At 51.0% G+C, this 24,982-nt stretch carries 23 protein-coding genes and 3 pseudogenes; 22 read left to right on the top strand and 4 right to left on the bottom strand.

Translation table 11 applies throughout. The annotated features are described in order from the left end of the window. Positions 1–39: 39 nt before the first annotated feature. The 13 genes and pseudogenes from DWX26_RS11255 to DWX26_RS17915 form a co-directional block, all read left to right on the top strand. Positions 40–123, top strand: a pseudogene (locus DWX26_RS11255) (Maff2 family mobile element protein); the annotation flags it as partial. Between the two features lie 20 nt (positions 124–143). Further along, complete coding sequence (locus DWX26_RS11260; RefSeq protein ID WP_021739912.1) at positions 144–1,013, top strand: VirB6/TrbL-like conjugal transfer protein, CD1112 family; 870 nt, start codon at positions 144–146, stop codon at positions 1,011–1,013. 14 nt (positions 1,014–1,027) lie between these two features. Continuing rightward, positions 1,028–1,462, top strand: coding sequence for a PrgI family protein (locus tag DWX26_RS11265; RefSeq protein WP_118601442.1), 435 nt, complete (start codon positions 1,028–1,030; stop codon positions 1,460–1,462). Beyond that, positions 1,380–3,809, top strand: a complete 2,430-nt coding sequence (locus DWX26_RS11270) for a VirB4-like conjugal transfer ATPase, CD1110 family (protein ID WP_199676802.1) — start codon at positions 1,380–1,382, stop codon at positions 3,807–3,809. The genes DWX26_RS11265 and DWX26_RS11270 overlap by 83 nt, the downstream gene beginning before the upstream one ends. Further along, entirely contained in the window at positions 3,802–3,975 is a 174-nt protein-coding gene (locus DWX26_RS16910; protein WP_199676803.1) for a hypothetical protein, read from the top strand. The genes DWX26_RS11270 and DWX26_RS16910 overlap by 8 nt, the downstream gene beginning before the upstream one ends. After that, positions 3,968–4,990: a DNA cytosine methyltransferase gene (locus DWX26_RS11275; RefSeq protein WP_118601443.1), complete on the top strand. Its 1,023-nt coding sequence runs from the start codon at positions 3,968–3,970 to the stop codon at positions 4,988–4,990. The genes DWX26_RS16910 and DWX26_RS11275 overlap by 8 nt, the downstream gene beginning before the upstream one ends. Further along, positions 4,987–6,966 (top strand): C40 family peptidase, encoded by a 1,980-nt coding sequence (locus tag DWX26_RS11280; protein WP_118601444.1) that lies wholly within the window; start codon positions 4,987–4,989, stop codon positions 6,964–6,966. Before DWX26_RS11275 ends, DWX26_RS11280 begins: the two co-directional genes overlap by 4 nt. Positions 6,967–6,992: 26 nt before the next feature. Then, complete coding sequence (locus DWX26_RS11285) at positions 6,993–7,265, top strand: DUF4315 family protein (protein WP_118601445.1); 273 nt, start codon at positions 6,993–6,995, stop codon at positions 7,263–7,265. Further along, on the top strand, positions 7,255–8,331 hold the full coding sequence (locus DWX26_RS11290) for a CD1107 family mobile element protein (protein WP_118601446.1): 1,077 nt from the start codon (positions 7,255–7,257) through the stop codon (positions 8,329–8,331). The genes DWX26_RS11285 and DWX26_RS11290 overlap by 11 nt, the downstream gene beginning before the upstream one ends. Continuing rightward, entirely contained in the window at positions 8,324–10,423 is a 2,100-nt protein-coding gene (locus DWX26_RS11295) for a type IA DNA topoisomerase (RefSeq protein WP_118601447.1), read from the top strand. The genes DWX26_RS11290 and DWX26_RS11295 overlap by 8 nt, the downstream gene beginning before the upstream one ends. Next, complete coding sequence (locus tag DWX26_RS11300; protein WP_118601448.1) at positions 10,410–10,889, top strand: hypothetical protein; 480 nt, start codon at positions 10,410–10,412, stop codon at positions 10,887–10,889. The genes DWX26_RS11295 and DWX26_RS11300 overlap by 14 nt, the downstream gene beginning before the upstream one ends. A 12-nt stretch (positions 10,890–10,901) precedes the next feature. Continuing rightward, positions 10,902–11,408, top strand: a pseudogene (locus tag DWX26_RS17910) (antirestriction protein ArdA); the annotation flags it as partial. Between the two features lie 552 nt (positions 11,409–11,960). Next, positions 11,961–12,719, top strand: a pseudogene (locus DWX26_RS17915) (YodL domain-containing protein); the annotation flags it as partial. 682 nt (positions 12,720–13,401) lie between these two features. On the opposite strand, the gene DWX26_RS11315 reads toward DWX26_RS17915, so the two are convergent. The 4 genes from DWX26_RS11315 to DWX26_RS11330 form a co-directional block, all read right to left on the bottom strand. Further along, positions 13,402–13,734 (bottom strand): DUF6050 family protein, encoded by a 333-nt coding sequence (locus DWX26_RS11315; protein ID WP_118601451.1) that lies wholly within the window; start codon positions 13,732–13,734, stop codon positions 13,402–13,404. A gap of 71 nt (positions 13,735–13,805) precedes the next feature. Continuing rightward, a complete protein-coding gene (locus tag DWX26_RS11320; protein ID WP_118601452.1) occupies positions 13,806–15,149 on the bottom strand; it encodes a relaxase/mobilization nuclease domain-containing protein in 1,344 nt (447 codons plus the stop codon). Next, positions 15,110–15,439, bottom strand: a complete 330-nt coding sequence (locus tag DWX26_RS11325) for a plasmid mobilization protein (protein WP_118601453.1) — start codon at positions 15,437–15,439, stop codon at positions 15,110–15,112. The genes DWX26_RS11320 and DWX26_RS11325 overlap by 40 nt, the downstream gene beginning before the upstream one ends. 194 nt (positions 15,440–15,633) lie before the next feature. Beyond that, on the bottom strand, positions 15,634–16,002 hold the full coding sequence (locus tag DWX26_RS11330; RefSeq protein WP_021738115.1) for a helix-turn-helix transcriptional regulator: 369 nt from the start codon (positions 16,000–16,002) through the stop codon (positions 15,634–15,636). 141 nt (positions 16,003–16,143) lie between these two features. Between DWX26_RS11330 and DWX26_RS11335 the strand changes: the two genes are divergently transcribed. From DWX26_RS11335 to DWX26_RS11380, 9 genes are all read left to right on the top strand, one after another. Further along, complete coding sequence (locus DWX26_RS11335) at positions 16,144–16,323, top strand: hypothetical protein (RefSeq protein WP_005335797.1); 180 nt, start codon at positions 16,144–16,146, stop codon at positions 16,321–16,323. 50 nt (positions 16,324–16,373) lie between these two features. Beyond that, entirely contained in the window at positions 16,374–17,057 is a 684-nt protein-coding gene (locus DWX26_RS11340; protein WP_117718965.1) for a response regulator transcription factor, read from the top strand. Continuing rightward, entirely contained in the window at positions 17,054–18,085 is a 1,032-nt protein-coding gene (locus DWX26_RS11345) for a sensor histidine kinase (RefSeq protein ID WP_117461331.1), read from the top strand. The genes DWX26_RS11340 and DWX26_RS11345 overlap by 4 nt, the downstream gene beginning before the upstream one ends. Positions 18,086–18,226: 141 nt before the next feature. Further along, positions 18,227–18,892, top strand: a complete 666-nt coding sequence (locus DWX26_RS11350; RefSeq protein ID WP_054754173.1) for an ABC transporter ATP-binding protein — start codon at positions 18,227–18,229, stop codon at positions 18,890–18,892. A gap of 15 nt (positions 18,893–18,907) precedes the next feature. Next, on the top strand, positions 18,908–21,418 hold the full coding sequence (locus DWX26_RS11355; protein ID WP_118601454.1) for an ABC transporter permease: 2,511 nt from the start codon (positions 18,908–18,910) through the stop codon (positions 21,416–21,418). 629 nt (positions 21,419–22,047) lie between these two features. Then, complete coding sequence (locus DWX26_RS11365) at positions 22,048–22,482, top strand: sigma-70 family RNA polymerase sigma factor (RefSeq protein ID WP_118601455.1); 435 nt, start codon at positions 22,048–22,050, stop codon at positions 22,480–22,482. 4 nt (positions 22,483–22,486) lie between these two features. Continuing rightward, positions 22,487–22,723, top strand: a complete 237-nt coding sequence (locus tag DWX26_RS11370) for a helix-turn-helix domain-containing protein (RefSeq protein ID WP_007705888.1) — start codon at positions 22,487–22,489, stop codon at positions 22,721–22,723. A 527-nt stretch (positions 22,724–23,250) separates the two neighbouring features. Further along, the gene (locus tag DWX26_RS11375) at positions 23,251–23,457 is read left to right on the top strand and encodes a helix-turn-helix domain-containing protein (RefSeq protein WP_005541444.1); all 207 of its coding nucleotides are present in this window, start codon (positions 23,251–23,253) and stop codon (positions 23,455–23,457) included. A 20-nt stretch (positions 23,458–23,477) separates the two neighbouring features. Then, positions 23,478–24,872, top strand: a complete 1,395-nt coding sequence (locus tag DWX26_RS11380; RefSeq protein WP_172680789.1) for a site-specific integrase — start codon at positions 23,478–23,480, stop codon at positions 24,870–24,872. Positions 24,873–24,982 lie beyond the last annotated feature (110 nt).

Raw genomic sequence — 24,982 nt, forward strand, 5'->3', positions numbered from 1 at the left:
GCCGCCGCCCGCCATCGAGCAGAGTTTTACACCTAATTGGGGATAAAACAGTTGATGGCCGGCGGCGGTGTCGCCCTCATCGGCATCACCCTTGTACCTCTGCTCTCCGGCCTGTTCGGTTGATCGTCCGGCGGTGATCGCTTATGGGCGGCATACTCGACAAACTCGATGAATGGCTCCGAGGGCTGCTCATCGAGGGGATCACGGGAAACCTGTCGGGCATGTTCGATACGGTCAATACCAAAGTAGGCGAGATCGCCGGTGAAGTGGGACAGACGCCGCTGGCATGGAACAGCGGCGTCTTTTCTATGATCCGAAACCTCTCTGAAACGGTGATCGTTCCAATCGCCGGGGTTATCCTGACATTCGTAATGTGTTATGAGCTGATCCAGCTTGTGACAGAGAAAAACAACCTTCACGATGTAGATACCTGGATGTTCTTCAAGTGGATTTTCAAAACATTCTGTGCTGTTCTCATTGTGACGAACACATGGAATATCGTCATGGGTATCTTCGATGTGGGGCAAAGCGTTGTGAACAGCAGCGCAGGCGTCATCATCGGGAATACCTCCATTGATATCAGCAGCGTCATCACGGATATGGAGGCGCAGCTTGAAGCCCTGGGCACGGGAGAACTGTTCGGGCTGTGGTTCCAGTCCCTTTTCGTGGGGCTTACCATGAACGCCCTTTCCATCTGTATCATGCTTGTCATTTACGGCCGCATGATTGAGGTGTATTTGACAACTTCCGTTGGACCGATTCCGCTTGCCACTATGACAAACCGGGATTGGAGCCATACAGGACAGAACTACTTGAAATCCCTGTTTGCATTGGCGTTCCAGGCATTTCTAATCATGGTGTGCGTGGGAATCTACTCTGTTTTGGTACAGAGTATCGCCACGGACGGAAATATCTCAGGCGCGATATGGGCCTGCATGGGCTACACGGTCCTGCTGTGCTTCGCCCTGTTCAAGACCGGCAGCCTCTCTAAGAGCCTGTTCGGAGCGCATTAAGGAGGCTTGATAAATTGGCGTATGTAACCATTCCAAAGGATTTGACGAAAGTAAAATCCAAAGTGTTGTTTGGACTTACCAAACGGCAGCTTATATGTTTCGGAGCGGCGGCACTCATCGGAGTACCGCTTTTCTTTTTGCTCAGACGCACGGCCAGCAACAGTGCCGCCGCGTTCTGCATGATTATCGTCATGCTCCCGTTCTTTCTACTTGCCATGTATGAGCGGCATGGTCAACCCCTGGAGGTGGTGGCCGGACAGGTCATCCGCTGTATGTTCCTGCGGACGAAAGAGCGGCCTTACCAGACAAACAATTTCTACGCAGCCCTGGAGCGGCAGGCCCAGGCGGAAAAGGAGGTGAAAGCCATTGTTCAGAAAGCGAAAGCCAGAGCCGCAGGCACGACAGGCGGCAAAACCAGCGGTAAAGCTGACCGCTGCGGAAAAGCGTGAGATCAGCCGTATCTTGGAAACTGCCAGAGGCGACGGCAAGGTACATTCCGCACAGGATACCTTACCGTTCCGCCAGATGTACCCGGACGGCCTGTGCAAGCTGGACGACCACACCTGGTCGAAGTGTATCGAGTTCGAGGATGTGAATTATCAGCTTGCAAAGCCTGACGACCAGACGGCGATCTTTGAAGCTCTCTGCGATATGTATAACGCCCATGACGCTTCTATCGGAATGCAGCTCTCCCTTGTGAGCCGCCGCATGAATCGGGAGGATTTTGTGAAGCGTATCGAGATCGCAGCGCAGGGAGATCACTTCGACCATATCCGTGAGCTTTACACGCAAATGCTCCGCAAGCAGCTTGAACGGGGCAACAACGGTCTTATCAAAACAAAGTATCTGACCCTCACCATCGAGGCACGGGACAGCAAAACCGCACGGGCACGATTTTCCCGGATCGTCATGGACGCCCTTAACCATTTCAAGGTCATGGGTGCTTTGGCAAAGGAGCTTGGCGGCAAGGAGTGGCTGGAAATGCTCCACGGCATCCTGCACCCGGACGGGGAACGGTTTGCCTTTGAATGGAGCTGGCTTGCCCCTTCCGGCCTGTCGGTCCAGGATTTTATCGCACCTTCTTCTTTCCGCTTCGGTGAAGCAAGGAAGTTCACGATGGCGGATAAATTCTGTGCCGTGTCCTTTCTGCAGATCAGCGCACCGGAAATGGATGACCGTATGCTCACCGAACTGCTGGATACGGACAGCGGGCTGCTTGTCAGCCTCCATATCCGCAGCATGGATCAGAACGAGGCAATCAAAACGGTCAAGCGGAAGATCACTGACATTGACAGTATGAAGATCGACGCGCAGAAAAAGGCAGTGCGGGAAGGTTTCGATATGGATATCATCCCCACCGATCTTGCCACCTACGCAGGCGAGGCAAAGAATATCCTCCGTGACCTGCAAAGCAGAAATGAGCGAATGTTCCTGATGACCTTCCTGGTGGTGAACTTTGCGGACAGCAAGCAAAAGTTGGAGAATGACCTTCTCCGTGCGGCAAGCGTGGCGCAGAAATATAACTGCTCCCTGGTGCGGCTGGATTTCCAGCAGGAGGATGGTTTCGTGTCGGCTCTGCCCCTGGGTGTCAACCGCATTAAGATACAGCGCGGGCTTACCACTTCGGCGGTGGCGGTGTTCGTTCCCTTCACTACGCAGGAGATTTTCCACGGCGGCGAAGCTCTCTATTACGGGCTCAATGCCACTTCCGGCAACATGATCCTTGCCGACCGCAAAAAGCTGAAAACGCCCAACGGCATGATCTTAGGCACACCCGGCAGCGGCAAGAGTTTTTCCGCAAAGCGTTCCATCGTGGGTGTGTTCCTGAACACAAAGGACGATATCCTGATCTGCGACCCGGAGGCGGAATATTTTCCGCTGGTGAACCGTCTGGAAGGCCAGGTCATCAAAATCTCACCTACCAGCACGCAGTATGTGAACCCTATGGATATCAACCTCAATTACAGCGAGGATGATAACCCGCTGGCGCTGAAATCCGACTTTATCCTGTCGTTCTGTGAGCTGGCGGCAGGCGGCCGGAACGGTCTGGAGCCGGTGGAAAAAACGGTCATTGACCGTGCCGTTCGGATCGTGTACCGCCCCTATATCGCAGACCCCCGCCCGGAGAATATGCCGCTGCTGGAAGATTTGTATGACGAGATCAAACGGCAGCCGGAGCCGGAGGCGCAGCGGATCGCAGCGGCACTGGAACTGTATGTGCATGGCAGCCTGAATGTTTTTAACCACCGTACCAATGTGGATATCAACAACCGCATTGTCTGCTTCGATATCAAGGAGCTGGGAAAGCAGCTCAAAAGTCTGGGTATGCTGGTGATCCAGGATCAGGTGTGGAACCGTGTTTCTCAGAACCGGGATCAGGGCAAATCTACCTGGTATTTCGTGGACGAGTTCCACCTTCTGCTGCGGGGCGAGGTTGGTTCCTGGAGCGTGGAGATTTGGAAACGCTTTCGCAAATGGGGCGGAATCCCCACGGGGATCACGCAGAACATTAAGGACCTGCTTTCCTCCCCGGAGATCGAGAACATTTTTGAAAACAGCGATTTTGTGTACCTTCTGAATCAGGCCAGCGGAGACAGAAAAATCCTCTGCGAGCGCCTGAATATCTCCAACCAGCAGGCGGCGCATATCAGCAACGCAGGCCCCGGCGAGGGGCTGATCTTCTTCGGCAATGTAATCCTGCCTTTTGTGGATGACTTCCCGAAGGACAATGAACTTTACAGCATTATGACAACAAAACTTGGTGAAACTGGGAAAGGAGAAAACGAACATGAATGATCCCCGCTATTTGAATACGGAAGAAAAGCAGGAAGGTGAAACCTTCTTTGATGTGATGAACCGGCTGATTGCCAGAAGCAAGGCGGTCACGGCGGATATGGAGGCGGTCCTTGCGGAGCTGGAAAGTGAGATCGAACCGTTCCGTGCGCCGAAGGACCATGAATAAACTGACCCATGTGAGCCTGTTTTCCGGCATTGGCGGTCTGGACCTGGCGGCGGAGGCTGCCGGGTTTGAAACCGTCTGCCAGTGTGAGTGGGCGGATTTTCCGCACTCCGTCCTCTCTGCACGATGGCCGGATGTTCCCAGGTTCCGGGATATTACTACTTTTACGAAGAAGGCGTTTTTTGAAAAAACAGGACTTGAAACAGTTACCGTTATCTCAGGCGGCTTTCCCTGTCAGCCCTTCTCCACCGCCGGAAAACGGAAGGGCTTTGCGGATGAACGCTACCTGTGGCCGGAAATGTGCCGCGTTATTACCGAGCTGCGGCCCCGTTGGGTGCTTGGGGAAAATGTTGCTGGCTTCATCAATATGGGGCTCGACAAAACGATCTTTGACCTGGCAAAAGCGGGATACGCTGTTCTCCCATTCGTATTTCCGGCTTGCGGCGTCGGCGCATGGCATGAGCGCCAGCGAACTTTTATCGTCGCGGCTGATGTTTCCCACGCCCCTTGCCTCCGACAACAACACCGCCAGGGACGCGGCAAGCCTGGATGTGTTCCTGTCGGACAATGGGATATTCCGCAAGAGGAACCGAAACGGGGCGATCTGGAGCCTCAGCCTGTCGGCGGCGGTATTCTATCTGACCCCGGTGGCGTCGGACGGTTTCCGCTCAACCTTGAAGCCGTCGGCCTTCGATCCGGCGAAGAAGGACGGGAACCTGTCGGCACAGATCATCTCCCAGGAACAGCCGGTATCCGAAACGGCAGCGCTGAACCCGGATTGGGTGGAATGGCTCATGGGCTTCCCGAAAGGATGGACGGACGTATCCTCTGGGCCGCCGAACCGGAAGGAATCCCCCGCATGACCGAGCGCATGGATGACCGGGCACTGCGGCTGAAAACTTTGGGAAATGCGGTCTGCCCGCCCCAGGCCTATCCCATTTTCCGCTATATCGCCATGATCGAGAATGGCACCTGCGGCGACTTTTGCCCTTATGGAAAGGAAGGTGACTGCCTATGAGGGAACTGAAAGCGACCGATAAGATCACGCAGAAAATGACCCGTGACGGTGCGGTATCGGAAAACCTTGCCACGGGAGAGGTGGAACATATCAGCAGCCGGGAGCCGGAAACGGAACTGTCCGCTTCTTCGGAAGAATCCGCTGGCGCTGCGGCTGACCTTGCCCTGCGTGCGGCGGAGCACCATGAGAAGAAAAACGCACGAAAGGCGGAAAAGGCTGACACCCAGGCGGTGCGGGATGGTTCTGCCGCAAGGCAGCGCCCGTCCTCCCGCCTGCAATTTACCGAGGAAGAACGCGCCGATCCCACACTTGGAAAATATATCGACCGTTCCGACCGTGCGGCGGACCGGCTGGACGCGGCAAAGGCCGCTATCCCCACAAAGAAAATTCTCCGTACCGAGCGTATTTTTGACGAGACAGTCGGAAAAGGCAAAACACAGCTTCACTTTGAAGAAGTGGAGAAACGCCCCAACGGACGCCTGCGGCACAATCCGCTTTCCCGGCCGGCCCATGAGATCGTCCACGCTGCCCATGCGAAGGTGCATGAGGTAGAGCAGGAAAATGTGGGTGTAGAGGCCGGACACAAAGGCGAGGTGTTGACGGAACGCGGGTTTGCCTATGGTAAAGGTAAAGTCCGTGCCGCCGTCCACCATCACCGCACAAAGCCCTGGCGTGATGCGGCAAAGGCGGAACAGGCTTCGGTCAAGGCAAACGCCGAGTACCTTTACCAAAAGGCACTGCATGATGATCCGGCACTGGCAGATTCTAACCCGCTATCCCGCTTTCTGCAGAAACAGCGGATCAAGCGGAATTATGCAAAGGAACTGCGGCAGGCAGAGAAAACCGCAAAGAACACAGCGGCCACGGCGAAAAGTGCGGCGCAGAAAGCAAAGGACACCTTCAAGGAAACTTTCCTCTACATCAAGCACCATAGCCGTGCGGTGCTACTGGTGATTGGCATTGGCGCCTGTGTTGCCCTGCTGTTTGGCGGGGTATCTTCCTGTTCCATGATGGCAGGCTCCGGCATAGGTAGCGTATTTACTTCCTCTTATCTCTCCGAGGACGCGGATATGCTGGCTGCAGAGGCGGCCTACTGCGAACTGGAACAGGAACTTCAATACGAGCTGGACCACTATGAGGCTTTGCACCCCGGATATGATGAATACCGTTTTGACCTGGACGAGATCGAGCATGACCCTTATGTGCTGATCTCCATTCTCACGGCGTTCCATGAAGGGGTGTTTACCATCAATGAGGTTCAGGAGGAACTGCAAATGCTCTTTGAAAAGCAGTACATCCTGACGCAGACCGTGGAAGTGGAGGTACGCTATCGGACGGAGACACGGACAGACAGCGAGGGAAACGACTATGACGTGGAAGTACCGTATAACTACTATATCTGCAAGGTGAAGCTGGAAAACTTCGACCTTTCCCATGTGCCGATCTACATCATGGACGAGGAAACACTTTCTTTGTACGCGGTCTATATGGCGACGCTGGGGAACCGGGAAGATTTGTTCCCAGGCTCCGGCTATGTAGACAAGTACACCAAACCGCCAACCACCTATGATATCCCGCCTTCCGCACTGGAAGATGAAACCTTTGCAGCGCTCATTACCGAGGCGGAGAAGTACATCGGCTATCCCTATGTCTGGGGCGGCAGCAATCCGAACACTTCTTTTGATTGCTCCGGCTTCGTGTCCTGGGTGCTGACGCAAAGCGGCGTCTGCAATACGGGCAGGCTGGGAGCCCAGGGACTCTACAATATTTCCACCCCGGTATCTTCTGCCAACGCAAGACCCGGCGACCTGATCTTTTTCGTCGGCACTTACGATACACCGGGCGTTTCCCATGTGGGTATCTATGTGGGCGGTGGAAAAATGCTGCACTGCGGCGACCCCATCCAGTATGCGGATATCAACACAAGCTACTGGCAATCCCACTTTTACGCTTTCGGGCGACCGCCCTACAACTAAAAAACGATATGGAGGTAATTTGATTTATGGCAACGACACAGAAGATCCGCAACGATATTGCGAAAACCAAAGAAAAGATTGCGGAACAGCAGAAACGCCTTCGCGCGCTGGAGACCCAGCTTGCGGAGGAAGAAAATCTGGAAATCGTCCGCATGGTGAAAGCCGTGAAGATGGATAACAAGGAACTGACCGCCTTCCTGAAAGCCTATGCCAGCGGTATGATCTCCCTGCCGGAAGGTATGCTGCAGGAGGCCAGCACCGAGCATGAGGAAACGGAGGGATACGAGGATGAAACATAACTTTATGACAAAAATGGTATCGGCTCTTTTGGCGGTGGTGCTCAGCACTGCCGCTTTTTCTGTCACTGCCTTTGCCAGCGGCGGCGAGGAAAGCACGGAATCCGTGACCGAACAGGAAACGGTCGGGGATGTTTCTGATCTGCTTTCCGCTCTGGCAGGCAGCCAGGTCACGGTATCCGTCACCGAGGATGGTATCCAGTTCAGTTCCGGCGAAAATGACTCCGGGCAGACCGGCACCGTCACCACGGGCGGCGGCAATCTGAATGTCCGCACGGGTGCGGGAATGGACTACACCGCCTTCACTCAGCTTCCCAACGGAACGACCGTGAAGGTGATCGGCACGGATGGAGACTGGCTGAAGGTCATCCTGCCGGAGAAAGTCGGCTATGTCTATTCCGGCTACATGACGGTAAGTGACGGCGAGGCTGGCTCCGGGGAAGGTTCTTTCTCTCTGGATGCGGAAACGCTGGAAAATCTGCTGGGGATGCTGGGCGGCGGTCTGAATGGCGGTGCCGCTTTGACGCCGGACGGGAACCTGTCACTGATTGACGATATCGGCAACCCTGTCACCAGTGGCAAGCAGTTTATTACAGTAGAAACGAAGAACGGCAATGTGTTCTATCTCATTATCGACCGTGATGACGAGGGCGAGGAAACCGTGCATTTTCTGAACCAGGTGGATGAAGCCGACCTCATGGCACTCACGGAGGATGGAGAAAAGGCGGAAACACCTATTGTCTGCACCTGTACGGAGAAGTGCCAGGCCGGAGCGGTCAATACCGCTTGCCCGGTCTGCGTAAAGAACCTCAGCGAATGTGTTGGCACGGAACAGAAAGCTGCGGAGCCCACCGAACCGGAGAATCCGGAACCCGAAAAGAAAAGCAATGCCGGGGCGATCCTGGCGGTGCTGCTGATTCTTGCAGCTGGAGGCGGCGCGGCAGTCTATTTCCTGGTGCTGAAACCGAAGCAGGGAAAGAAAGTTCCCGCTGATCTGGATGATTTCGACCTGGAGGATGAAGAAGAATATCTGACCGAGGACGAGGAAACGGAGGAAAAGAATGAGTAAACTGATTATTGCGGAAAAACCGAGTGTGGCAAAATCTATCGCGTCGGCCCTGGGTGCTTCATCCAAGGCCGATGGCTTTTATGAGGGCCGCGGCCTTCTTGTGTCCTGGTGTGTAGGGCACCTGGTATCCCCGATGGATGCTGGCGGCTATGACGAACGTTTCAAGAAATGGCGCTATGATGATCTTCCCATTCTGCCGGAACCGTTCCGCTATGTGCTGGCACCGGGCAAAGAGGACGCTTTTGAAAATCTCCGTACCCTGATGGACCGCCCCGATGTGGATACCATTGTCAATGCCTGTGACGCCGGGCGTGAAGGGGAGCTGATCTTCCGTTTGATGTATGAAATGGCTGGATGCCGCAAGCCGGTCCTCCGTCTTTGGATTTCCTCGATGGAGGACAGCGCTATCCGGGAGGGCTTTTCTGATCTGCGCCCCGGCACCGATTATGAAGCCCTGTATCAATCTGCCCTCTGCCGCCAGAAAGCGGATTGGCTGGTGGGGATCAACGCCACGCGCCTTTTCTCCGTTCTCTATCACCGCACCTTGAATGTGGGCCGTGTTCAGACCCCCACACTGGCCATGCTTGCCGAGCGTGACGCGAAGATCACGCTGTTCCACAAAGAAAAATATCATCTGCTGCGCCTGACGCTGGATGGAGCCGAAGCAGTGTCGGAGAAATTCACCGATCCGGCAGCGGCGGAACAGGCAGCGGTCATGTGCAAGGGTGCGGCCGTCACCTGTACCTCTGTCACGAAGGAGCAGAAGAAGGAACAGCCGCCGAAGCTCTATGACCTTACCACCTTGCAGCGGGAGGCAAACCGCCTGTTTGGATACACGGCGAAGCAGACCTTAGACTACGCCCAGAGCCTCTACGAAAAGAAGCTGCTGACCTATCCCCGCACGGACAGCCGCTATCTGACCTCCGACATGGCGGAAACGGTCTCCTGTGTGATCCACCTGGCGGTAAAGCTGCCGCCTTTTGATGGCTGCGGCAACTTCTTTCCGCTGGTGGAGGCCATGATCTCCGATAAAGATGTATCCGATCACCACGCCATTATCCCCACGATGGAGATTGAAAAAGCGGATATCAAGGCTCTGCCTCTGGGCGAACGCAATTTGTTTCTGCTGGTCTGCTGCAAGCTGCTGTGTGCATCGGCAGAGCCGTATGTGTATGAGGCGGTCACGGCAACTTTCAACTGCTGCGGCCATTCCTTCACCGCAAAGGGCAAGCGCGTCCTTGCCGAAGGCTGGCGGGAAATCGACCGCATTTTCCGTGCCTTCTTGAAGGAAAAGCCTGCGGATGGGGACGGTGGCACGCTCCCGGACTTCACCGAAGGGCAGACTTTTGACGGTGCGGAGGTTGCTGTTACCGAGCATTTCACCCAGCCGCCGAAGCCCTACACGGAAGATACCCTCCTGTCCGCTATGGAGAACGCAGGCAAGGATGGTATTCCAGACGAGGCGGAACGAAAAGGTCTTGGCACACCTGCGACCAGGGCGGCCATCATCGAAAAGCTGGTGGCAGCCGGATTTGTGGAGCGCAAGGGCAAGAGCCTGATCCCCACGAAAGCCGGTATCAACCTTGTCACGGTCCTGCCGGAGCCGCTGACCTCTCCCATGCTGACAGCGGAATGGGAACAGAAATTGACGGAGATCGCAAAGGGCGGCGCTGACCCGGATACCTTCATGGATGGTATCCGCACGATGGTTCAAGAGATCGTGTCCACCTATTCCTGTATTTCCGAGGATGGCAAAAAGCTGTTTGCCCCAGAGAAGGAAGTGATCGGCACCTGCCCCCGCTGCGGCCAGCCGGTCTATGAGGGCAAGAAGAACTTTGCGTGTTCAGATCGGTCCTGCGGTTTTGTCCTCTGGAAAAATGACCGCTTCTGGACGAGCCGCAAGAAGGAACTGACAAAGAAGATGGCAACGGACCTTCTGAAAAAGGGTCGTACCAATGTCAAGGGAATGTGGTCTGAAAAGAAACAGGCCACTTATGACGCTGCGGTGATCCTGAACGACACGGGCGGCAAGTACATCAATTTCAAGCTGGAATTTCCAAAAAGAAAGGAAGGTGTCAATGGCAGAAAATAAGACTTTGGAACATTTACCCGAAGTGAGGGCGGCGGTGGCTGCCCTCTCCCCGGAGGACCGGGAGGTGCTGGCGGCGGTGCAGACCTCGCCCTTCAAGCTGACAGCGCCGGAGCAGTTCAAGGAGTTTGCGGCCAACATCGACTATTTCGTATTTGAGCCCAATATCCACGATCTGAACGATCTGGGGTGGCGGTATCTGGCACAGCACATGGATATGCTGCTGCCCCCGGAACTTCTGAAAGCAATCGACCCTGTTCCGTTTGGCAAGTACGCCATGCAGGAGGAACAGGGCCATTTTACGGAACACGGATATATTTCTCTTTCCGGCGACGAGTGGAATCATGAACGCCCTGCGGAGCCGGAGAAAAAGCCTTCCATCCGGGAACGGCTGGAACAGGGCAAAAAGGAATGTGCGGAGAAAAACAAGGTGCAACTCCATAAGGAAAAGTCTGCGCCGGAACTGTAAGGAGGTGCTGATATGCCATATTACGATCACGACAAGGATTATCCCTTTGCCGCCTTTATCACCAATCTTGGGAAGTACAATGAGGGCGAGCTTGTGGGCGAGTGGGTGAAGTTTCCCACCACCGCCGAAGAATTGAAGGAAGTGTTCAAGCGGATCGGGATCGGCCAGAAGGATGACTTCGGCCAGCCCTACGAGGAATGGTTCATCACGGACTATGACTGCTATGTGGACGGTCTTTACAGTAAGCTGGGTGAATATGAAAATCTGGACGAGCTGAATTACCTGGCATCGAAGCTGGATGAAATGAGCGAAAGCGAATACGCACAGTTTCAGGCCGGTATGGAAATGGGCGACCATTGCGGCAGCCTGCAGGAGATCATCAACCTCACCGAGAATCTGGATTGCTATGAGGTTTACCCCAATATCCATGACTATGACGATCTGGGCCGCTATTACATCGAAGAACTGGACGTTATGCAGGTGCCAGAGCATTTGCAGAATTACATCGACTATGAGGCCTACGGCCGGGACGTTGCGTTGGAGGAAAACGGCACCTTCACGGATCAGGGCTATGTGCGTGATACGGGTGACAGTTTCCATGAGTATTACGACGGTGAGCGCGGCAGTATACCCGACGAGTACCGGGTGATGACCTTTCAGGACGATCTTCCCGAAGAAGAAAAATCCGAGTGGGCTATGGATATCGCCTTTGACATGGATGAGTTTTTCCGTCAGAACGATCCGCAGTATGCAGCGGAGCACCCGGAGGCACACGCCGCAAAAGAAGAACTTTACGAAAATCTGATGGCCGGACGCATTTCCACTTTGGATGAAAAGCTGGCGGCACTGGGGCAGACGCAGGAGGACTATCTTCCTTCGGAGATTGAAAAGTTCAAGGACGCCACGGGCTATGAGGAATTTCTGGACTTCGACCCCGCCGAGATCAAGGCAGCGTTGGAGAACCCGGACAAGTCCCGTATTGACGAAATGCTGGCTTTTGCAGAAAAGGCAGAACGGGAGTATGCGGCGGAGGCGGCCGCCTATGTGCAGACGCCCGCCGACATTGCGGAGCAGGCGCAGGCCGTTCCGAGAGATACCTTTTCCATCTACCAACTGAAACCGGGGGACGCCACACGGGATTACCGCTTTGAACCGCTGGATGCCATCCGCAACAACGGGCTTTCCGTAAAGCCGGAGAACTATGAACTGGTCTATACCGCCCCGCTGATAGAGCAGGACAGTTTGGAAAGCATCTATACCCGCTTTAACATCGACCACCCGGCAGACTTCAAGGGACACTCCCTGTCTGTGTCCGATATTGTGGTGCTGCATCAGGACGGGAAGGACACCGCCCATTACTGCGACCGTTTCGGCTTTTCTCAGGTGCCGGAATTTTTGCAGCCGGAACGGGCAGCGGAGGTCACGATTCCCACGCCGGATCAGATGGCGACACAGGAGCGGATCAGCACGCCCAGAGGCAGCTTTTGTGTGACCAATATGACGCGGGAGCAGATGGAGGCGGCCGGTTACGGTGTCCACCATATTTCCGATGATGGAAAGTATCTTATCATGGGAAACGGCACACGGGCCTTTGCCGTGGCAGCGGAACAGCCGGAAAAGGACAATCCTCTCCGCACCGCTGAAATGACGCTGGAGGATGACTACGGCATGATCGACGGCGTTATCAACAACGGCAGACGCGGCGAAGAATTGGAAAAAGCCCAGGAGTATGCAGAGCGGACAACGCCAGAGAAGTCTTCCATCCGTGAGCGGTTGGAGGACGCCAAACGGGAATGTGCCGAGCATAAGCCCCAGGAGGGCAAAAAGCCCGGCCGTGATGTGCCGGAGCACGACTGCCTATGAGCCGAAGCAAGAAGTGGAGGCTGGAATGGGCGTTATTCCTGGGTGAGAACGGCAGGCGGCAGTATAACCATATCTGTAAAAAATGTGTTCACGGCTGCAAGCAGAGTTTCCGGGCGTGTCTAGTCGCTTGTCCGCATTACAGTTCCAAACGGTCTAAAATTTGTGAGGATAAGGGTAGAAAAACCGCAGAATAATTCCCTGTATCTGTACTTTCAAAGAGAGCCTTTATGATTTCTCATGTGTCGGTCTGCTTGCTGGCACATAGAGAAAATGGCTCGATTCCAAACACTTTCTGATACACAAAACGGGAGTACAGCTTTTCGGTTCATCCGATTGGCTGTACTCCCGCTTTTTCTTTTTGCTATCATCAAATTACTTTAACACGGTTCTGTTGTTTGAACAGGGGTACAAATTGTACCTCCGTTGAAAAGGAATTTCCATAGTATTTTCTCATTAGGATTGGATAGGAAAGGATGGATAGCCGCCGCAGTAGGCGTTGTGGGAATGTGTGTAAACTGCCAGGATTGTGAGGCTGTGAGAAAGCTGTTTGCAGACTTGTGGGAAAAGGCTTGTCTTTTTCCATCAGGTTGTGAATGGCTTTTCCATCGGCACGAGCGGCAGTTTTCCATATTTCCATGACGCAAGAAAATCATCCAACGATCAGCCGGTACACCGTCAGCGGCACATACCACACCGCCACAATAAGCCGCCAGGCCAGAACGAAACCGCCGATTACACCGCCGATAATAAAGTTCAATGCAAACAAGGCGATCCCTCCACCAAGGGAGCCGCCGCTCGGCACGATCCAGAGGCACATCCGATGGAGGCCAAACGGCAACCCGCAGAGTATCCAGAGCCATACATAGTCAATCTCTCCGTTCTTCATGCAGACGGATTTGAAGATACAATATAGGATCAGTGCCACGGTCACGGGCAGTACACTTTTGAAGAAAAATGCTTTGATTGCTTCGCTTCTTGTCATCGGTAAAACCTCCTTCCGCAGTTCCATTATACAGGATGCCGGGAGCTGCGCCCAGCGTCTTTTAGAGAAAATTATTCAAGCTCATGCCGCCGCTGTTGTTCCTGTTCCTTTGCAACGGTCAGCAGCGCATCCACATTTTGCTTGACGGTCTCGTATTCCTGGGCTTCGGCTCTTGTGGCTTTATATTCAGCAAGGAGCCGTTCCTTTTCTGCGTTGAGATTGGCAAGCTCCGTTTTCATGCTTTCCGTTGTTGGCAGCGGCACAGCCCCCATCCGTTTCAATTCTCTGGTGGCCGCTTCAAAAAGGATGATCTCGCCCTCATGCCCCCGCAGGAACTTTTCTTTATCATTCGATCTGCGGTATCGGTCATAAAGCGGCTTTAGCTGACGGTAAGTTCCGGCGTGCTTCATCACAAGGGCAAGTTCGGCACTTCTACTTTCTATCCGCTTGATTTCTGCATGAGCGGTATCTCTCCGTGCGGATAATGCGGTCAATTTGCTTTCCAGTTCTCCATAGCTGCCGATCCCGTGTTCGGTCAGGAAATTCATGGTCTTGGCGGCCTGTTTCAGATTGTTCAGCTTCGCCCAATGGGTGAAGCCTGCACTCTGCTGTGCTTTGATGTTATTCTGGATATCAATGAGCAGGCTGATCTTTCCGTCCTGCCGTTTCGGTTGGCGGGAAGGTCTGGATCGTCCGGCGATCCGGGCGGTAAGGGCTTCTTCGGTGTAGTCAACCCCCAGCGTTTTCAGACGGGTGAACCGTTCCTGATCCGGTGCTCTGGCAGAGATATACTTGCCGCGCTTGATCTCATAACCTTCTCTCTGCAGGCGGCGAAGCAGTTCTTCCAGATTGGAACAGGCTGGCAGGAGCCGGTCGATGGCCGCTTTCAGCTTTGCCTTATAGCTGGTGCCGTTCTGCGTGGCCTGATGTTCAATATAGCTCTTGCCCTTGTCCTGTCCAGGAATAATGACAGACAGACCATGTTCCTTGCAAAGCCGGTCGGAGGTGCGGCGGATATAGTGATAACTCCGCTTGTTGGAATGATAATGCTTGTGATCCGCAAAGCTGACCGCATTGAAAATCAGGTGGTTATGAACATGATCTTTGTCTATGTGGGTGGTAAGGACAAACTCATACTTGCCGCCCAGGATTTCTTTTGCGAGTTCCATGCCGATCTCATGGGCCTGTTCCGGCGTGACCTCCCCAGGCTGAAAGGCTTGGATCAGGTGGCGGCCCAGGTTTGTTCCCTTGTCGATGGCGTGGCGGCGGGTCCAGGAAAATTCGATATCCGCAGTTTCGGCGGCGCAGCCATAGGCGGATACCAGGAGCTTCCCGTCTGTTTTCTCCGGGTTGCAGATATAGTCAATGGCTGCTTTCAGCGTTGACTTGATAGGATGTGTCTTTGTAACTGCCATATCTGATCCAGCCTTTCCCGTATCTCGTCCATGTCGGCCTGATACGCAGGACCTCCGGCGTTGATCCGCTTGGCGATCTGGTTGATGTTCCGACCGATGGCGGAAAGCTCTTTGGTAAATGCCTTGATATCTGCGGTGTCAGTATAGATGATATACCCGTCAATCGCCATCTTGCGGAGGTAGGCGCCATATCTGCGTGTGGGTAGCTGGCTCATTTTCTCGTCTATAAGCCGTTTTTCGTCCTCCGTGACATAGAATTTCATTTGGATATTCCGTTTTCTGTTTGCCATGCGCCGCCTCCGTTCTTCATAAGGGTTTGGGACTATCCCAACAAGCAATTTTGAATTTTCGGGCAAGGGGCCTGAAAATCTCAAAATTCGCAAGCGGGTACTCGCTTGCTGTGCTTGCTACCGTATCTTATCCCTACTTATAAAGCGTTTCGGAAACCTCAAAATGCTCGCAAAATAAGAAAAACAGAGGATGTTCAGACACCCTCCGTTTCTTCATTCGGCTTTTCAATTTTTAAGGCCCCGTCAATGGCACCCTCCACGATAGGCAAATACTGTTCCGGGCAGAGCTTTAACTTCTGTCCGACCCGCTGGCGCAGCTCGCTTTCCTCTCGCATGACCTCTGGATTGAAATATCTCTCCATCGGCAGGCCGCAGATTTTTACAAGCTGTATGATGACCGGCAGGCTGGGGATCGTGCCCTCGTTTTCAATGTTGGCAAGATACCTGGTATCAATATTCACCTTTTCGGCTAAATCTTTTCGTGCAAGGTTCTTCGCCTTCCGTGCTTCTTTTACATCTGCACCGAAGGTTTCAAAGCCAGGGCAGTCTTTCACTTTTGCCATTCAACATCACCCACATACATTCTATATTTCATAGTTTGCGCGTGGAATGATGTGATATCCATTCTGACTACATTTTATAATTCATATCTTTAACCTTGTATTCTTCGAGCAGACGAAATATAATATTTTAGGAGGTGCAAAATGGACTATATAACATTAAAAGAGGCAAGCCAAAAATGGAATGTTACGCCGCGCCAGATAAATTATTTGTGTACATCTGGGCGCATCCCCGGTGCTGTAAAAATGGCGACGATTTGGCTTATTCCTAAAAATGCAGAGAAGCCAGTAGACAGGCGGAGAAAAGAAAACAAATCTCAGTGAGGTTTCTGTGACATTTGGGTGCTACACTGAAAATGAAGGAGTGTGATACCATGCGAATTTTAGTAGTCGAGGATGATCGGCTTTTGAATAATACTTTATGCTATAACTTGAATACTGCGGGCTATACGGTTGATTCTGCACTGACAAAATCAGTGGCCAGTAGTTTCTTGACAAAGCAGGACTATGACCTGATTGTGCTGGATGTAAATTTGCCGGACGGGAACGGTTTTGACTTCTGCCGGGAAATAAAAGAGCGTCGCCCTGATACCGTTATTATTTTTCTGACCGCAAATGATATGGAAAGCGATATGCTCAAAGGGTATGAACTGGGCGCAGAGGATTATGTGACAAAACCTTTCCCTATGAGCGTCTTTCAAAAGAAATTAGCGGTAGTGCTGGGTAGGCTGACAAAACAATATGGTGGTGATACTTATGAGGATGGCACACTGACCATCAATTTTTCAGAAATGAGTGCTACTCTATCAGGAAAGCCACTTACATTCACCCCACTGGAATATCGACTTTTGAAAATCCTGATGAAAAATCCGCAGATTGTTTTGACCCGGCAAGTCTTGTTGGAAAAGCTGTGGGACGCAGACGGAAATTTTGTGGATGAACACGCTCTGACTGCGGCGATCAGCCGGGTACGAAACAAAATCGAAACACCTGACCGTCAGTATATCAAAACGGTATATGGTATGGGCTATATGTGGATCGGAGGAGCGCTGAAATGAATGTGCGAAAACTTTCCGTCAACAAAGCCTGTATCTTTTTTGCTGTTCTCCTGCTGGTGGCAATGGGGACGGTTTCAGCAGCTTTGTATGGGCTGACCCAAAATATAACCGCTGTCTGGTATGTATTATTGTTCGGCATTTTTGTGCTGGTTTGCGCTGTTTGTTTTATGGTGCTGGTTCGCCGCAAACTGGCAATGTTCTCCGATGCTTTTTGCAGTTTAATGGATGATATGTTATCCGGGAATATGCAGCCGAAACAGACTGTGGAAGAAGAAAGTCTTTTCTATAAAATTGAATATCGGCTGAACCGTTTATATGAAGTCATGCAGGAAAACAAGAACGGCATTGCACAAGAACGGGCTGACCTGCAAGAACTGATTTCCGACATCTCCCATCAGGTCAAGACCCCGATTGCGAACTTGAAAATGATTAACAGCACTCTGCTTGAAAATGAAGTCCCTGTGCAAAAACAAAAAGAGTTTCTAACGGCACAGGCCAGCCAGCTTGATAAACTGGATTTTCTCATGCAGGCTATGATTAAAACCTCTCGTTTGGAAACAGGTGTTATTTCTCTGGAAAAGAAAAGCCAGCCGCTTTATGACACGCTTGCCGCCGCATTGGGAGGTATTCTTCTGAACGCCGAGAAAAAACAGATCAATGTTCAAGTGGACTGCCCGGAGAACTTGGTCGTTTCCCATGACAGAAAATGGACAAGCGAAGCACTGTTCAATATTTTGGACAATGCAGTGAAATATACGCCGGAGGGCGGTCAAATCCGTGTTTCGGTTGAAAGTTGGGAAATGTATGTGAAAATCGACATTGCAGATACAGGCATTGGCATTTCAGAACAGCATCAGGGAGCAATTTTCAAGCGTTTCTATCGAGAGGACATCGTACATGATGTAGATGGAATTGGTATTGGTCTATATCTGGCTCGTGAGATCGTAACCTTGCAAGGCGGTTATATCCGGGTAACATCCGAGGTTGGGAGGGGTTCAACTTTTTCCGTCTTTCTGCCTCGACAATAAAATAAGTACGCTAAAAAACAAAATGTCACAGGCCTATGACATTTGAGATTTAATTAAACAGAGGTATTTTGTTTCCCGTGACATTTCTGTGAGGTTTACCTTTTATGATAGAGCCATCAAAAAGAAAGGGTGGTGTTCTATATGAGCATATTACAAACGACAGATTTGAAGAAATATTACGGCACCGAACCGAACATTACAAAAGCATTGGATGGCGTGACCCTATCCATTGAGGAAGGTGAATTTGTTGCCATTGTTGGTACTTCCGGCAGCGGTAAGTCTACTTTGCTGAACATGATGGGCGGGTTAGATACGCCAACTTCCGGCAGTATTAAAGTAAAAGGGAAAGAATTATCGAAACTCAAGGATGAACAGCTTACCATCTTCCGCAGACGTAACATCGGGTTTATCTTTCAGAATTACAATCTTGTTCCTGTGCTGAATGTCTATGAAAATATTGTCCTGCCGGTGGAGCTGGATGGTGATACCGTGGACAAGCGGTTTATGGATGAAGTCGTGAAAATGTTGGCTCTCGATGGGAAGCTGAACAGTATGCCTAACAATCTGTCCGGCGGCCAGCAGCAGCGTGTAGCGATTGCCCGCGCCCTTGTTTCCAAACCAGCTATTATACTTGCAGATGAACCGACAGGCAATTTGGATAGCCGGACAAGTAGTGATGTTCTTGGTTTGCTGAAAGTTACAAGTCAGAAGTTCCATCAAACGCTTGTAATGATTACCCATAACAATGAAATTGCCCAGCTTGCCGACCGAATTATCCGTATTGAGGACGGAAAAATCGCACAGTGACAGGGGGTGACATTGATGGATGATATTTTATTTGGGAACAATAATCAGGCAACAATCAATCGTCTTGCCAAAAGAAGCTACCGCGCTAATAAGCAGAGAAATGTTTTCGTTACCATCGCATTATTCTTGACCGCCTTTATGATCACATCTGTATTTAGTTTGGGGTGCAGTTATTTTGAAACCTATCAAATGCAGCAAATTCGTGCGATGGGCACGACTGCGGATGTGGCAATTACAAGCCTCTCAGAAGAACAATATGAAGAATTGAGCCGATCCAGCTTGGTATCCGTAGTTGGTATCAGTCAGAGATTGGGCAGCATTGATACATCTGGAATGGACGATGCCCTGCTGAGTATTACTTGGATAGACGAAACAGAATGGCAAGAACACCGTGTACCAACAATTTCGGATATACACGGAGATTATCCGCAAGCAAAAAATGAAATTATGCTCCCTACATGGGCTTTGCGTGCAATGGGGATTGATGATCCACAGATAGGGATGAATATTTCCCTTTCCTATCAACTCGGAACAGATTATCAATATATCTCCGATGAATTTGTTTTGTCGGGCTATTACACAGATTATTCGGCTTCACGTGCAGGCAACCGTGGTGCCGCTTATGTTTCGGAGCTTTTTGCAACACAAACAGGGCTTCCCTTTGATAGTGTGTCTACCGCAATGATTTCTTTTTCTGATGACAGTAATGCCCTGCGATCCTGTGAAAAACTAAAACGGAAGATTTCGTTTACAGAAAGTCAGTCCTTTGAAATTGTACCTATTGCTCAGAGCAATTCCACCACCATTGTTCTTCCACTGGCTGCTATTATCGTCTTTATCATTATCAGCGGCTATTTGCTGATTTATAACATTCTGTATATCTCAATTTCAAGAGATACACAATTCTATGGACAGCTTAAAACGATAGGCACGACAAAAAGACAAATCAAGCGGATCGTGCGTTCTCAAATATTCAGAACGGCGGTGATCGGTATTCCCAGCGGTCTGATTGTCGGTGGTATTGTTTCGCTTGGACTTGTTCCGTTTGCCATGAATATGATGTACTCAAGCGATACAGACCATGGGGAGATAGTGTCCTTTTCCCCCATTATTTTTGCGGGTGCCGCAATCTTCACATTTTTTACTGCAATCATCGGCAGCATGAAACCAGCGAAAATAGCTGCAAGTATTTCTCCTGTTGCGGCTTCACGCTATACGGAGGCAAATACAAGGAGTTACCGAGATCATAAGAGCCATAGAACAAAATTATCTCGGATGGCACGAGATAATATTTTTAGAAACCCTAAAAGCGCTTTCCTTACTTTTGCGTCCTTATTTTTAGGCTTAATATTGTTTTTGGTTTCTGCTGGTCTACTATCAAGCCTAAGTCCCGACAATTTTGTAAATCAATGGGGAGAAAGTGATTTCGCATTGACTTACAGCATTTCCGAAGAAGGAAACCTGCTCTCTGATGAAATGTTGCAGCAAATTGAAACAATGCAGGGAATTGAAAATCTGCGCGTCACTTATTCTGCTTCACCGTGGCCCACTATGGATGTCATTTACGACGAAAATGTATTCGGGAAATATATTGATTCCTTGGATGGCGTATCAGGTCTTGATTTTTCAAATGCGGAAACACGAAAAAACTATACAGATAATTTTTGGAGCGGCGTTTACGGAATAGATTCCAGATATATCGAAGAACTTAATAAAACGCTTGATAAGCCTATTGACTTAACCGCCTTTGAAAAGGGAGAGTTGGTGGTTTTGTCCGCTATGACGGATGATGAGGGAAACCTATTGATTCAGCCAGGGCAAGCAATCACCGTTGTCGGTGAGTCCGGGGAACAGGTCTTTACAGTGGCAACTGGCTTTCTGGACGCTGATTTTCAGAGTGGTCGAGGAAATGAGAGAGGTACTGCCCCTGATTTGTATATCAGTGAGCAGGCAATAGAGAAGTTGTCTGGAGAAACCAAAATCTTTCGGATTGCTTTTGATACGATTGATAGCAGTTATGACAAAGGGATTATGGAGCAGCTTCAATCCATTACTGCTTCGTCACCGGGCATTACGATTCTGTCACGATATGAAAAGCAGCAAGAAATGGCCGGATATTTGCTGACCTCAAGGATTATAGCCGCAGGGTTGTCCGCTGTATTTTTGCTGATAGGAATTATGAATTTCATTAACACAATGGTTGTTAGTGTAAATACTCGGAAACATGAATTTGCAACACTTGAAAGTATAGGAATGACGAAAAAGCAAATTAGAAATGTATTGCTTTGGGAAGGCGGGTATTATTGGAGTATTTCTTTCCTACTGCTTGCCACACTGGGAACAGCGATATATATTCCAATATACTCAGCCTTTAGAAGAATGGTTCCTTATGCAGCTTTTCACTATCCTGTAATTTCTCTGTTGGTTGTCGCAGCTATTGTTTTGCTGGTCTGCTTGGCAACCCCCGTCATAACTTTCATGCAAAATGTTAAGCAAAGCGTTGTAGAGAGACTGCGGCAGAATTAAATATTTGCGATGAAAACCGGGAGATTATTCTCCCGGTTTTTCAAATCTCACAGGTTCGTGAGATTTCAGCCCATTATTCTGTCGAAACAGCGTGTGTCAGTGACATTTCTGTGAGGATTGCTTGTTAAGATAAGCGCAAAAGGAACAAGCTGCCGCACGACGGCAAAAGAAAAAAAGCCGTCGTACAGCAGCCTATCAACACGCCCATTTGAAACGGCGGCTTTGATTTTCAGAGCCGCCGTTTCTTTGCGTCTACACAAACCAATGACGACTTGTAGGGACACGGTAGCCGATGGGAGGTTATTTTGCCGTGTTCATTTTATTATTTCATTGTTCGCGTGATCTGCACCAGCTAAAAAAAGCGTAGCCCCTCCATCGGAGCAGTCCGACTTTGGATATGAACTATACCATGTAAGCAATCTTCTTCATAAAACATTTCTGCGCCCTGCAGGTCCGTTGCGACTTGCTGGGCGCTTTTTGCTGTTTTCCGATGACAAGCCCGCCTCGAAAAAAATTTTTGAGAAATTTTCAAAAAGGAGGCTTTTAGCGGGTAGCGAGCGGCTTTGCGTTCGCCTTGTTAGCGGAAAGGGAGAAACCCACCTCATTCCCCCAGGAAAGGGGGTGAAAAGATGGATATGATCCCCCGCAATGACTATGGCGAGCGGTGCCAGTTCGATGCTTACTGCAAGCTGGTACTGTACCATGAGGCAATCGACTACCTCCGGGAAATGCAGAGGCGCCGTGACAGGGAACTGTCATTCAGCGACCTTCCGCAAATGGAGATGGACAAGCTCTGCGTTGTAGATAATTACCCCAGTGACAGATTTACATTCTCGTCCCACGGGTATGACCTACATATTGAAAACGAGCTTGTGGCTGATGCCTTCGCTGGTTTGTCTGTTCAGGAGCAGAGTATTTTGATCCTGCATTTTGTTCTGGACTTGCCGGATCAGGAGGTTGGTCGCCTTGTTGGAATGTCTCGCAGTGCCGTTCAGCGGCGAAGGGCAAAATCATTGACCGAGCTGCGGATCAAGTTGGCCGCACTCATGCCGAAGGGAGGTTGAAGGTATGAAGAAACCCACTTACAAGGGCAAGGAGCTTCTTCCTCTTTCGGTAATCGACGCCGCCCGTGACGGGGACTCTCAGGCTGTGGATCAGGTACTCCGGTATTATGAGGGCTATATCAATAAGCTCTGCACCCGGACGCTTTACGATCCTGACGGCCAACCCCATGTTCGAGTGGACGAGTACATGAAGCGCCGATTGGAGATCAAGCTCATTCATTCCATTGTCAGCATGAGTTGACAAGCCCGGTCTGAAAGCAGAAACAGCTTACCCTTTCCCTGTTTCTCTCTTTCGTGAACGGAGGCAGCTCCTTGACAAAGAAAGCCCGTTGGGAGGCCAACGCCGCAGTATAAGGCAAACGGATACATTCCTGTTTGTGCCGAGCCATACGGCCGGTGCGCCATGACCTCGTTTCAAGTCCGCAGGACGGAACCACTGTAACGGGCGAGCGAACAGCACCAGACCGCAAAGCAAGCGTGGCTGCTTGCGGGCGACGACGCACGGGCAGGGTCAAAGATACTCGCGCATTGAACGCCCACAAAGCATTGTGCGCCGCACCCATCAGCATGGGCCGGGGTTAGACTCCCGTGGAGCTGTGCCAGCAGCCGTCCGTAAGCCTACTTTTCTTTTTTGAAAGTTTATGGATAGATCGTAAACTTTTCAATTAGCAGCAGACAAACACGGAGCAGCACGGTAAAATGATGGTGGAAGTTATATTACCCACACATATTCGTGCTGTTCCTTTTCATAACTGAAAGGGGGTTCTCATGTCTCAAACATGGAACGGCACGAAGAAAGAAACCCCTGAAAGAAGGACGTATACGGTTGACGATATTGCTCAAATTCTGGGCATCGGAAGAACTTCCGCATATATCCTTGTAAAAGAAGGGCACTTCAAAATCGTGCGAATTGGTAACGCCATACGCATTTCCAAGCGGTCATTTGACGAGTGGCTTGACTCCCTCGACCTGTGATCCAAGAAAGGAAGATCGATATGGCATCTATTATCAAGCGAAAGAAAAACTATTCCGTTGTTTACAACTATGTGGACGAAAACGGAGAAACCAAACAGAAGTGGGAAACCTGGCATACCCACAAAGAGGCCTTGAAGCGCAAGGCGGAAATTGAAAATCAGCAGCACACGGGAACTTTTCTCCCGCCAAGCAATCAGACGATCACCGAGTTCCTTTATGACTTCGTATCTCTTTACGGAGAAAAGAAATGGGGCGTGTCTATGTATGACAGCCAAACGGCGCTGATTGCGAACTATATCAATCCGATTATTGGAGATATGGAGGTACAGGCGGTTACTCCCCGTGCGGTTGACGGTTATATCCAGACCTTGCAGAAAACCAAGTCGGTGTCTACCAAGACCCGAAAGGCCGTTACCACCTATGTCAGCGACAAGACCATTGAAAAGATTATCAAGCTCCTGCGGTGTGCGTTTAAGCAGGCGGTACGCTGGGAAATCATTGCAAGAAATCCCTTTGACAATGTGATCCTCCCGAAAACGGAGTATGCGAAACGGGATATCTGGACGGCGGATATGATCCGTCTTGCCCTGGACAAATGCACGGACAGCAAGCTCTATGTAGCAATGAACCTTTCCTTTGCCTGCTCTCTGCGGATGGGTGAAATCCTGGGGCTGACCTGGGAGAACGTCCATATTTCCGATGAAGATATTGCGGCGGATAACGCCTATGTCTACATCGACAAGGAGCTGACACGGGCATCCAAACGGGCGATTGAAACGCTGGGCGAGAAGGATATCTATTACATCTTCACTCCGCTCATGCCGAACACCAGCACAAGAATTATCCTGAAAAAGCCGAAAACCGATTCCAGTATCCGTAAGGTGTGGTTGCCGAAAACGCTTGCCTACATTCTGCGGGAATGGAAGAAGTCCCAGGACGAGCTGAAAGGCTTCCTGGGTGACGAGTATCAGGACTTCGATCTGGTGGTGGCACTTCCAAATGGACGGCCCTGCGAAGATCGGATCATCCTCAAAGAGTTTGCAAAGCTCCGTGAGGACGCAGGGCTGCCGAAGGTGGTCTTTCATTCTCTCCGTCATTCCAGTACCACTTACAAACTGAAACTGAACCACGGCGATCTGAAAGCCACCCAGGGCGATACGGGCCATGCCGAGATCGACATGATAACCAGTATCTATGCTCACATTCTGGACGAGGATAGAAAGGTCAATGCTCAGAAATTCGAGACTGCCTTCTATGCCAAGCCTGATCTTCGCAATGTCCGTCCGCCGGAGGAACCGGCAAAATCGGAGCCTGCGACCCTGGACCTTGAAAGCCTTGTGGAGCAGCTTCAGAAGTCGCCGGAGCTGGCGAGTGCGCTCGCAGCCCTGATAGCGGCGCAAGCCCCGGCAAAGTGATCCGAAAAATCGAATTAGCAAAACGCAGAATTTTCTTAGCAAATTTCTGAAAAGCGTTCGAGTCCAATTAGCAAATATACATCATGCGGCGTATAAAAATCTCCCGGTAA

Source organism: Blautia sp. AF19-1 (assembly GCF_003479155.1).
GTDB classification, from domain to species: Bacteria; Bacillota; Clostridia; order Lachnospirales; family Lachnospiraceae; genus Fusicatenibacter; species Fusicatenibacter saccharivorans.

Bases quoted from the DNA above. Each gene is read 5' to 3' on its own strand.
- DWX26_RS11365 (WP_118601455.1), top strand. From the start codon at position 22,048: ATGGATATGATCCCCCGCAATGACTATGGCGAGCGGTGCCAGTTCGAT.
- DWX26_RS11380 (WP_172680789.1), top strand. From the start codon at position 23,478: ATGGCATCTATTATCAAGCGAAAGAAAAACTATTCCGTTGTTTACAAC.
- DWX26_RS11345 (WP_117461331.1), top strand. From the start codon at position 17,054: ATGAATGTGCGAAAACTTTCCGTCAACAAAGCCTGTATCTTTTTTGCT.
- DWX26_RS11370 (WP_007705888.1), top strand. From the start codon at position 22,487: ATGAAGAAACCCACTTACAAGGGCAAGGAGCTTCTTCCTCTTTCGGTA.
- DWX26_RS11375 (WP_005541444.1), top strand. From the start codon at position 23,251: ATGTCTCAAACATGGAACGGCACGAAGAAAGAAACCCCTGAAAGAAGG.
- DWX26_RS11340 (WP_117718965.1), top strand. From the start codon at position 16,374: ATGCGAATTTTAGTAGTCGAGGATGATCGGCTTTTGAATAATACTTTA.
- DWX26_RS11280 (WP_118601444.1), top strand. From the start codon at position 4,987: ATGAGGGAACTGAAAGCGACCGATAAGATCACGCAGAAAATGACCCGT.
- DWX26_RS11350 (WP_054754173.1), top strand. From the start codon at position 18,227: ATGAGCATATTACAAACGACAGATTTGAAGAAATATTACGGCACCGAA.
- DWX26_RS11335 (WP_005335797.1), top strand. From the start codon at position 16,144: ATGGACTATATAACATTAAAAGAGGCAAGCCAAAAATGGAATGTTACG.
- DWX26_RS11315 (WP_118601451.1), bottom strand. From the start codon at position 13,734: ATGACAAGAAGCGAAGCAATCAAAGCATTTTTCTTCAAAAGTGTACTG.
- DWX26_RS11285 (WP_118601445.1), top strand. From the start codon at position 6,993: ATGGCAACGACACAGAAGATCCGCAACGATATTGCGAAAACCAAAGAA.
- DWX26_RS11320 (WP_118601452.1), bottom strand. From the start codon at position 15,149: ATGGCAGTTACAAAGACACATCCTATCAAGTCAACGCTGAAAGCAGCC.
- DWX26_RS11295 (WP_118601447.1), top strand. From the start codon at position 8,324: ATGAGTAAACTGATTATTGCGGAAAAACCGAGTGTGGCAAAATCTATC.
- DWX26_RS16910 (WP_199676803.1), top strand. From the start codon at position 3,802: ATGAATGATCCCCGCTATTTGAATACGGAAGAAAAGCAGGAAGGTGAA.
- DWX26_RS11290 (WP_118601446.1), top strand. From the start codon at position 7,255: ATGAAACATAACTTTATGACAAAAATGGTATCGGCTCTTTTGGCGGTG.
- DWX26_RS11260 (WP_021739912.1), top strand. From the start codon at position 144: ATGGGCGGCATACTCGACAAACTCGATGAATGGCTCCGAGGGCTGCTC.
- DWX26_RS11325 (WP_118601453.1), bottom strand. From the start codon at position 15,439: ATGGCAAACAGAAAACGGAATATCCAAATGAAATTCTATGTCACGGAG.
- DWX26_RS11330 (WP_021738115.1), bottom strand. From the start codon at position 16,002: ATGGCAAAAGTGAAAGACTGCCCTGGCTTTGAAACCTTCGGTGCAGAT.
- DWX26_RS11275 (WP_118601443.1), top strand. From the start codon at position 3,968: ATGAATAAACTGACCCATGTGAGCCTGTTTTCCGGCATTGGCGGTCTG.
- DWX26_RS11300 (WP_118601448.1), top strand. From the start codon at position 10,410: ATGGCAGAAAATAAGACTTTGGAACATTTACCCGAAGTGAGGGCGGCG.
- DWX26_RS11355 (WP_118601454.1), top strand. From the start codon at position 18,908: ATGGATGATATTTTATTTGGGAACAATAATCAGGCAACAATCAATCGT.